The organism is Nonomuraea sp. NPDC049784, assembly GCF_040659615.1.
Classification (GTDB): Bacteria; Actinomycetota; Actinomycetes; order Streptosporangiales; family Streptosporangiaceae; genus Nonomuraea.
Genome location: NZ_JBFAMX010000490.1, coordinates 1 through 7,891, shown reverse-complemented (window position 1 = coordinate 7,891; position 7,891 = coordinate 1). Strand labels below are relative to the sequence as shown.

Here is a 7,891-nt window from a genome sequence, read left to right as displayed (position 1 = left end):
CGACGACGGCGTTCAGCCCGAGGTAGACGAAGACGAGCAGCGTGGCGATGCCGATGGCCTCGGTGAAGCCCATCAGGAACACCCCGCCGAGCATCGCCAGCAGCACGAGCGTGACCGGCACCCGCTGCCCGACCAGGAATCCGCGCACGAACGGGTTCTCCAGGATGTGCGCGGTCGCGTCCGCCGCCGACAACGTCATCGTGATCACGAAGTCGGTCGCCGCGAAACCCAGCAGGACCAGCACGAACAGCTTTCCGCCCCAGTGCGGCGCGAGCTTCTCCAGCATCGCGATCGAGCCCTGGCCGTACGGGCTCTCCACCGCCACCCTGCGATAGACCGGCAGCGCGCCCAGCAACGTCAGCGCCACCAGGAACAGCGTGGCCAGCGGCGACAGCAGCCCGGCCGCCAACGCCGCGATGCCCGGCTGGTAACCCAGCGTGGAGAAGTAGTCCACGCCGGTCAAGCACATCACCCGCCACCACGGGTGCTTCACATGGGGACCGTGCTCGATCTGCCTACGGTCGGTCTGCAGGCCCTCCAGCAGCCAGGAACGCAGCGTCCCTTGCGTAGCGGCCGACCGCTTCGCCAGCACCATAACGGTCACCCCTTATCAAGACCGCATGGCACACTTTCCACGGCGATGGGGTAATCGACCTGATCAGAGCGCCAAGAAAGCGTATAAATCAGGAACGGCCAGAGGCCCGCACAGAGCGGCGCCCCGGCCGTTCGTGCACGGCCGAGGCGCCAACGTTTTGGCGCCCCAGTCACGTTTCCTGACTGGGGCAAGTCGAGACTAGGGCTTTTCATCCGTTTTGTATAGCTTTGTGGCTAAATTTCATCGCGGACTTGGCCCGTCAGCAGAATGTCGGTGGCCTGCCCTAGCCTCTGACGATGGACATCATCCTGATCCCCGGTTTCTGGCTCGACGGCTCGTCGTGGGACGAGGTCGTTCCCGCCTTGACACAGGCGGCGCATCGCACGCGCGCGCTCACGTTGCCCGGCATGGAGTCGAAAGACGCCGACCGCTCCAAGATCACCTTGCGCGACCACATCGACGCGGTCGTCGAGGTGATCGACTCGTACGACCCGGCCGACGGCAAGGTCGTGCTGGCCGGGCACTCCGGCGGTGGCGCGGTCGCCCACGCGGCGGTCGACGCGCGCCCCGATCGTGTCGCCCGCGTGGTGTACGTCGACAGCGTTCCCCTCGGGGAGGGCGGGGTCATCAATGACGAGCTTCCCGTCGTGAACGGCGAGGTCCCGTTGCCGGACTGGTCACTGTTCGAGGCGGAAGACCTGGTCGACCTCGACGACAAGCTGCGCGCGGCGTTCCGCGAGCGCGCCATCCCGACGCCCGCGCACGTCACGAGCGACCCACAGCGGCTCTCCTCCGACGAGCGTCGCTACGAGGTGCCCGTCACCGTCATCGCGTGCGAGTTCTCGAGTGCGACGCTCCGGGAATGGATGGAGCAGGGGCAGGGGTTCACGCGGGAGCTCGCGAAGATCCGCGACGTCGGCTACATCGACCTGCCCACGGGGCACTGGCCGCAGTTGACCCGGCCGGAAGAGCTCGGGCGGGCGATTCTGGCGAGCGTCGGCCCAGCCTGATCGCTTGCCTCAGAGCCCTCTCGGCGGAAGGGGCTCTGAGGCGTGGCAGGTCCATGCGAAACCATTGAGGCACCCTAATGACGGTAAATCTCGGAGAACCTTGACTAAAGAATCACATGTACGGGTCTCGCCCAAAGCCGGGACACATGTAGACAGATAGCGTGAAGTTCCCCAGGGGACGCCCGTATCGGCTGCTACGTCTCCCATGGCTGGCAAGTCCGAAACTCATCGCTGTGCCGCTGAGCATGGTCCTCGCGATCACGCTCGCCGACATACTGACCCCTGGGAGCATCCACCTCGGGCCGCTGCTGGTGGCCGCACCCGCGGTCACGGCCTCCTTCGCCGGCCCCTGGCTCACCGCCGCCATCGGTGCCCTGGCGATCTCGGGCGAAGTCCTCATCGACCTACACCATCATCTGCTCCACAACCAGGACGTTCAGGCGGGACTGGGCGGCTTCGCCCTGGTCTCGCTGTTCGTGGTGCTGTTCGCCCTGGTCAGGGATCGCCAGCGGCGCGAGCTGACCCAGGTCCGCTCGGTGGCCACGGCGGTGCAGACGGCCCTGCTGCGGCCGGTGCCCGAACGCCTCGGGCCGCTCCACCTGGCCTCCGCCTACCTGGCCGCGGAGGCCGAGGCCCAGATCGGCGGCGACATCTACGCCGCCGTTCGCACGCAGCACGGCACCCGGCTGCTCATCGGTGACGCCCGTGGCAAGGGCCTGCCCGCGATCTCCGAAGCCGCCGCCCTGCTCGGCGCGTTCCGCGAGTGCGCCCGCCGACGCTCGGAGCTGCCCGATCTGGTCGCCGACCTGGAAGAGAGCTTCCACCTCACACAGAGCCAGAGCGAGGCGGCGGAAGCCGAGTACGCGGAGAGCTTCGTGACGGCCGCGATCGTGGACATCCCCGACGAACGTCCGGTGCTCACGATCGTCAGCTGCGGCCATCCGCCACCGCTGCTGCTGCGCGCGGGCCGGGTCATCTCCCTCGACAGCAGCCAGCCCGCGCCGCCCCTGGGCCTCGGCGGCCTCTGCGCGCCGCAGCACACGCTCACCAGTTTCCCGTTCGAGCAGGACGATGTCCTCCTGCTCTACACCGACGGCGTCATCGAGGCCCGCGACGCCGCGGGCACGTTCTTCCCGCTGACGCAGAGGGCCGCCCGCTGGGCCGGGGAACGGCCGGAAGGGCTCCTCAAGGGCATCTGCGCCGACCTGCTCGCGCACGTCGGCGGCCGCCTCGGCGACGACGCGGCCCTCATCGCGATCCGCCGCCTCGCCGGGGCGTGACCCGGCGCCCATAGGCCTGCTACTCGTGTGAGCGGGCCGCCTTCCACTGCGGGCTGTCGAGGAAGTGGTTGTCGTACAGGTCCTGCGAGTCGAGCAGCTCCTGGATCGTGGCCTCGCCCGTGCGCAGCCGAGCCAGCAGGCGGAAGTACTCGAAGCGCTCCACGCCCGGCGTGATGACGATCAGCAGGTCCGCCTCCGTACCGGGGACCGCGGCGAAGGCGTGGGCGACGTTCGGCGGCACCACGGCCATGTCGCCCTCCTCCAGCGTGAGCACCTCATCCCCCGCCAGCACCTGGGCGGCGCCGCCGAGGACGTAGAACAGCTCGCTGGAGGCGGAGTGCAGGTGCGGCGTCGCACCGTCGGCGCCCGGCGTGAGCGTCATGCGCAGGCTGCTCAGGGCGCCGCCGGTGGCGCTGGAGTCGAGCAGGAGCCGGCCGGTGGCCGGCGCGTCACCGCCACCGATGATCTCGGCGTCGGCCGAACGTACGAGTGCGGTGCCAGGAACGGCGAGCGACATGATGGATCCCCTTCTGGGTTGACTGATGATCGGCTTATAGGTGTGAGGCATACCGGCCGCGGCGGCGACCAGCCGCTCGGCCTACGTGCCAGTGGGCGCCGTCGAAGGCGGCGGCGACCAGGCGTGGGGGTCAGAGGGCGCCGTCGAGTGCGACGTTGACCAGGCGTTCGGCGTAGGCGCGGTCCACCGGGTTCCCGGTGATCAGAACGCGGTAGTAGAGCGCTCCGGCGAGCTGCTCCAGGAGCGTCATCGCGTCGACGTCCGGGCGGAGCCTGCCCTGGTCTCGGGCGCGTTCGATGAGCCGGCAGGCCAGCGCGTTGCGGCGGGCGTAGACCTCCCGCTCCAGCTCGCCGACGTCGTCGTGCCGCGCGGCGGCGGCGACCAGCTCGGCCACCGTGCCCGCCGAGCGGCTTTCCTCTCCCTGCGGCAGGCCCGCGGTACGCATCCGGTTGAGCCCGGCGGCGATCTTCTCCATGTAGTCGGTGAGGTCGCGCCGGATGTCGCCGCTGTCGGTGATCTCGTCGTACGACTGCAGCCTGGCCACCACCGCCAGGGCCAGGTGGTCCTTGGTGGGCCAGCGACGGTACAGCGTGGTCTTGGCGATGCCCGCCCGCTCGGCCACCTCGTCGGTGGACAGGCCGCCGTACCCGTGGCTCAGCAGCAGCTCGGTGGCCGCTTGCAGGACCCGTTCGTCAACGTCCGCGTCGCGCGGGCGTCCCCGTGGCGCCATGGCGATCCCTCCATTCCGCTACTCAAGTAGCGAAATTCAAGATACGCCGGGCCGTCCAATTTCGCAACAACGGTAGCGTAAATGGCTGCGACCCCGCCGAGCCCGGTCGGCGCCTGCGGGCCGAGACGGTCGTCCGCGCCGCACGGGTTGCCGCCACCTTGCTCAGCCGCCGGACAGGAAGTCGCACAGGTGGGCCAGCAGGACGTCCGGCCGCTCTTCGGGGATGAAATGGCCGCACTCCGATCCGGCATGCCGCTGTCACGTCAGGCCCCGTGGCCGTTGACACCTGCCCAGATTCCGGCTCAGCCCGTAGAGCCCTGCCGGCACCTGCAGGACACGATCCGCCAGCGCCGGACACGGCACGAACGCGGGCGACCAGAACGCTCAACACCGTTCGGAGCATTCGGCCGAGCATGCGCAACCCATGCTCAGTCCACAGAAACGGTTGTTCAGGGTGAGCCGTCCTGGACGGTGGTGATGGCCGGTGGTTCCTCGATCAAGACGCTGCTCCTGTCTGCTTGATCGACGCCGTACGTCGCCGGATCTCCGCACCAGGCCGGCGCATCTGCGCCGCCGGTGGAGCTCGGTGCCGGTTCTTCATCCGGCGTTCATGATGCGGACAACGGGCGGCGCGATCGACTTCTCCGTGGCATCGTTGGGTCGGCTTGTGTAAAGCGTCCCACGCTGGAGGCAATGTCCCATGCCCTCATCTGTTTCCCGTCGTTCCTTCCTCGGCCACGCCACCGCAGGCAGTCTCGGCATCGCGTTCGCCGGCAGCCTCGAGGCCATCTCCGGTCCCGCCGCGTTCGCGGCAGCCCGGCCCGCGGCCGGCTACGGCCCGCTGGTCGCCGATGCGGCCGGAGTGCTGGCCCTGCCCGCCGGGTTCTCGTACCGGATCGTCGCTCAGGCGGGGGTCACCCTGCTGGAGAGCGGCGAACCGACCCCGAGCGACGCCGACGGCACCGCGAGCTTCCCTCATGGCAGGGGTGCCACGCTGGTCAACAACCACGAGATCGGCGGCGGCGAGCCGTACCGGGTGCCCACGCTGCCCGGCCTGACCTACGACCCGGGGGCCGGCGGCGGCACCACGAACATCGACGTGGACGCGCGCGGCGAGCGCATCCGCGAGTACGTCAGCCTGGCCGGCACGCACAACAACTGCGCCGGCGGCAAGACCCCCTGGAGCACCTGGCTGACCTGCGAGGAGACCGAGCAGCGCGCCGGTGGGGCCTTCCAGAAGGACCACGGGTACGTGTTCGAGGTCGACCCGTTCGACCGCCAGGCCAACCAGGACCCGGTGCCGCTGAAGTTCCTCGGCCGTTACTCGCATGAGGCCGTCGCGGTTGACCCGCACACGTCGGCGATCTACCTGACCGAGGACGCCGGCGGGCCGAACGGGCTGTACTACCGCTGGACCCCGCCGAGGAAGTTCCGCGGCGGCAAGGGTGCGCTGCGGGCGCTGGCGCTGTCCGAAGGCGGCGACACCGCGGGCAAGCTGGAGGCGATGAGCTGCTACCAGGACGACACGCACGTCGCCGACCTGTCGGCGGCGACGGCGCCGGGCACTCGGTACAAGGTCCGCTGGGTCGAGGTGCCCGACCGCGACGCGAAGACCACGTCGACCCGCAAGCAGTTCACCGACGACCAGATCACCCGCAGCCGCAAGCTGGAGGGCGCCTGGTGGGCCGACGGCGGCGCCTACTTCGTGGCCAGCTTCGCCCGCCACACCGACGGCAGCGCGAACGAGCACGACGGCCAGGTGTGGTTCTACGACCCGCGCCACGAGACGGTCACGCTCAAGGTCCTCTTCGGCGTCAACCCCGACCCCGCCCAGGACACGAACTTCGACGGCCCCGACAACATCACGGTCTCGCCGTACGGCGGGGTGATCCTCGCTGAGGACGGCGAGGGCATCCAGCACCTGGTGGGCGTCACCGATCGCGGCCAGTCGTACCCGATCGCGCGTAACGACCTCAACGACAGCGAGTTCACCGGCCCGACCTTCAGCGCCGACGGCCGCATCCTGTTCGCCAACATCCAGACGCCGGGGTATGTCTTCGCCATCGCCGGCCCCTGGCAGCGCCACCTCAAGGACGGCGACTAAGGCACTCGCCCCCGGTACACGGCCCGCCCACGTGCGGCCGTGTACCGGGGGCGCCCACGTCACCCGGTGAAGCGGATCGTCGCCCCTTGGCCGGTGATCGACAGCGCCCGGAAGTCGAGTTCGCCGATGCCCCCAGAGGTGCCCTCTCCCAGGTAGGCGCTGCTGCCCCCGCTCCACACGACGATGACGTCCGCGCCGGCCATCTCGTTGTACTGCTTGGCGACGTGCACCCAGCCGCTCAGGCCGTACTTCCTGGCGACGCGGAACTTCACTGGCTTCGTGAACGTGAACTTGCACTTCCCGTCGTAGCATCCGCGGAGGCTGGGCTTGGCCGCGGCGGCGGCCGGGCTCGCGGCCAGGGCGGGCGCCGCGAGCAGGGCGCACGCGAGGGTCAGGGCGGTGAGGGCCTTCCGGTGCATGGTCTCCCTTTCTCTTGGTTCGCAAGGGCCTTTGTACCGGCGGCGGCCCGGGAGGGGTCCCGGCGCACGTTTCCAGGGGTGATTGAATCGGGTCTCACCCGAACGAAGGGGGAGTTATGACGGTGGACCGCGAACGTAGCGTGGTGTTCGGAGAGGCGGTCGATCAGTACGAGTCGGCCAGGCCCGGCTATCCCGCCCAGCTCGTCACCGAGGTGCTGGACTACGCGCCACCCGGCCCGGTGCTGGAGGTGGGCGCGGGCACGGGCAAGGCCACGGCCGGCTTCGCCGCCCGGGGCGCGGATCTGACCTGTATCGAGCCCGATCCGAGGATGGCCGCCGCGCTGACGGCGAAGTGCCCGGGCGCCCGGGTGGAGATCGGCATTTTCGAGGAGTACGTCCCCGACCGGGCGTTCGCCCTGCTCTACTCCGCGCAGGCCTGGCACTGGGTCGACAGGGAGAGGCGCTGGGACCTCGCCCACGCGGCGCTGGCACCTTCTGGAGCGGTGGCGGTCTTCTGGAACCACTACGTCGTCACCGACCCCGGCCTGCGATCGGCGCTGGCCGCGGTGGACGCACGCTACGGGGTGACGACGTCGAGCCTGCACCGCATCGACTCGGTCCGGGCCGAACAATCGGAGCACGAGCTGGCGGACGACCCCCGCTTCACCGACCTCGGCCAGCGCCACTACACGCGCACCGAACGGTACGAAGCCGGCCGCTACCTGGACCTGGTCCGCTCCATCTCCGCATACAGGATCCTGGACCCCGGCACCCGCAACGAGCTGTTGCGGGAGATCGCCGCCCTGCTCGGCGACGGCGTCGATCTGACCCTCGCCACCGACCTCACCCTCGCCCGCCGGGCACGCTGACCCGGCCCTCAACGCCCCGGTCCGCTGGCCCCTTCCAGCTCGGTCAGGTCGGCGGTGTGGTCGCGTTCCATCGCGGCCGCCAGCTCGCGTGCCTCCGGCGCACCGCCCGAGCTCTGCTCGCCCTTGGCCACCAGCACGAGCTGGTCCAGGTACGCCCGGAACAATGCGACGAACCGCCGGTCGAAGGCGTCGTCCCGGAGGCCGGTCAGCGTACGGAGGTCGTCGGCCGTGGGCATGCCCGGCATGTCGTGCTGGGTGTGCGGGTTCTCGCCGGTGACGCGCGCCTGGGCGAGCAGGGCGCGCAGCCGGGCACGTTCGTTCTCGTGCTTCCTGCCGAGCCGGGCGGCCAGGTCTGCGAGCGACCGGC

The 7,891-nt window shown here is 69.9% G+C and carries 8 protein-coding genes and 1 pseudogene; 4 read left to right on the top strand and 5 right to left on the bottom strand.

The window, feature by feature from the left end; all coding sequences use genetic code 11:
* A pseudogene (locus AB0J09_RS49100) lies at positions 1–595 on the bottom strand (amino acid transporter); the annotation flags it as partial.
* Positions 596–891: 296 nt separating this feature from the next.
* On the opposite strand from AB0J09_RS49100, the gene AB0J09_RS49095 reads away from it, so the two are divergent.
* Both AB0J09_RS49095 and AB0J09_RS49090 read left to right on the top strand, forming a co-directional pair.
* Positions 892–1,605: an alpha/beta hydrolase gene (locus tag AB0J09_RS49095; protein ID WP_360707721.1), complete on the top strand. Its 714-nt coding sequence runs from the start codon at positions 892–894 to the stop codon at positions 1,603–1,605.
* Between the two features lie 233 nt (positions 1,606–1,838).
* Entirely contained in the window at positions 1,839–2,885 is a 1,047-nt protein-coding gene (locus AB0J09_RS49090; protein WP_360707719.1) for a PP2C family protein-serine/threonine phosphatase, read from the top strand.
* Between the two features lie 19 nt (positions 2,886–2,904).
* On the opposite strand, the gene AB0J09_RS49085 is transcribed toward AB0J09_RS49090, so the two are convergent.
* Both AB0J09_RS49085 and AB0J09_RS49080 read right to left on the bottom strand, forming a co-directional pair.
* Positions 2,905–3,402: a cupin domain-containing protein gene (locus AB0J09_RS49085; RefSeq protein ID WP_360707717.1), complete on the bottom strand. Its 498-nt coding sequence runs from the start codon at positions 3,400–3,402 to the stop codon at positions 2,905–2,907.
* Between the two features lie 130 nt (positions 3,403–3,532).
* A complete protein-coding gene (locus AB0J09_RS49080; protein WP_360707715.1) occupies positions 3,533–4,132 on the bottom strand; it encodes a TetR/AcrR family transcriptional regulator in 600 nt (199 codons plus the stop codon).
* 700 nt (positions 4,133–4,832) lie between these two features.
* On the opposite strand from AB0J09_RS49080, the gene AB0J09_RS49075 reads away from it, so the two are divergent.
* Entirely contained in the window at positions 4,833–6,236 is a 1,404-nt protein-coding gene (locus AB0J09_RS49075; RefSeq protein ID WP_360707712.1) for an alkaline phosphatase PhoX, read from the top strand.
* Between the two features lie 59 nt (positions 6,237–6,295).
* Here AB0J09_RS49075 and AB0J09_RS49070 read toward each other — a convergent pair whose 3' ends face one another.
* Complete coding sequence (locus AB0J09_RS49070) at positions 6,296–6,655, bottom strand: hypothetical protein (protein WP_360707710.1); 360 nt, start codon at positions 6,653–6,655, stop codon at positions 6,296–6,298.
* Positions 6,656–6,777: 122 nt separating this feature from the next.
* On the opposite strand from AB0J09_RS49070, the gene AB0J09_RS49065 reads away from it, so the two are divergent.
* The gene (locus tag AB0J09_RS49065; RefSeq protein WP_360707708.1) at positions 6,778–7,524 is read left to right on the top strand and encodes a class I SAM-dependent methyltransferase; all 747 of its coding nucleotides are present in this window, start codon (positions 6,778–6,780) and stop codon (positions 7,522–7,524) included.
* Between the two features lie 8 nt (positions 7,525–7,532).
* Here AB0J09_RS49065 and AB0J09_RS49060 read toward each other — a convergent pair.
* On the bottom strand, positions 7,533–7,891 hold a 359-nt coding region (locus AB0J09_RS49060; protein WP_360707705.1), incomplete at its 5' end, for a DUF305 domain-containing protein.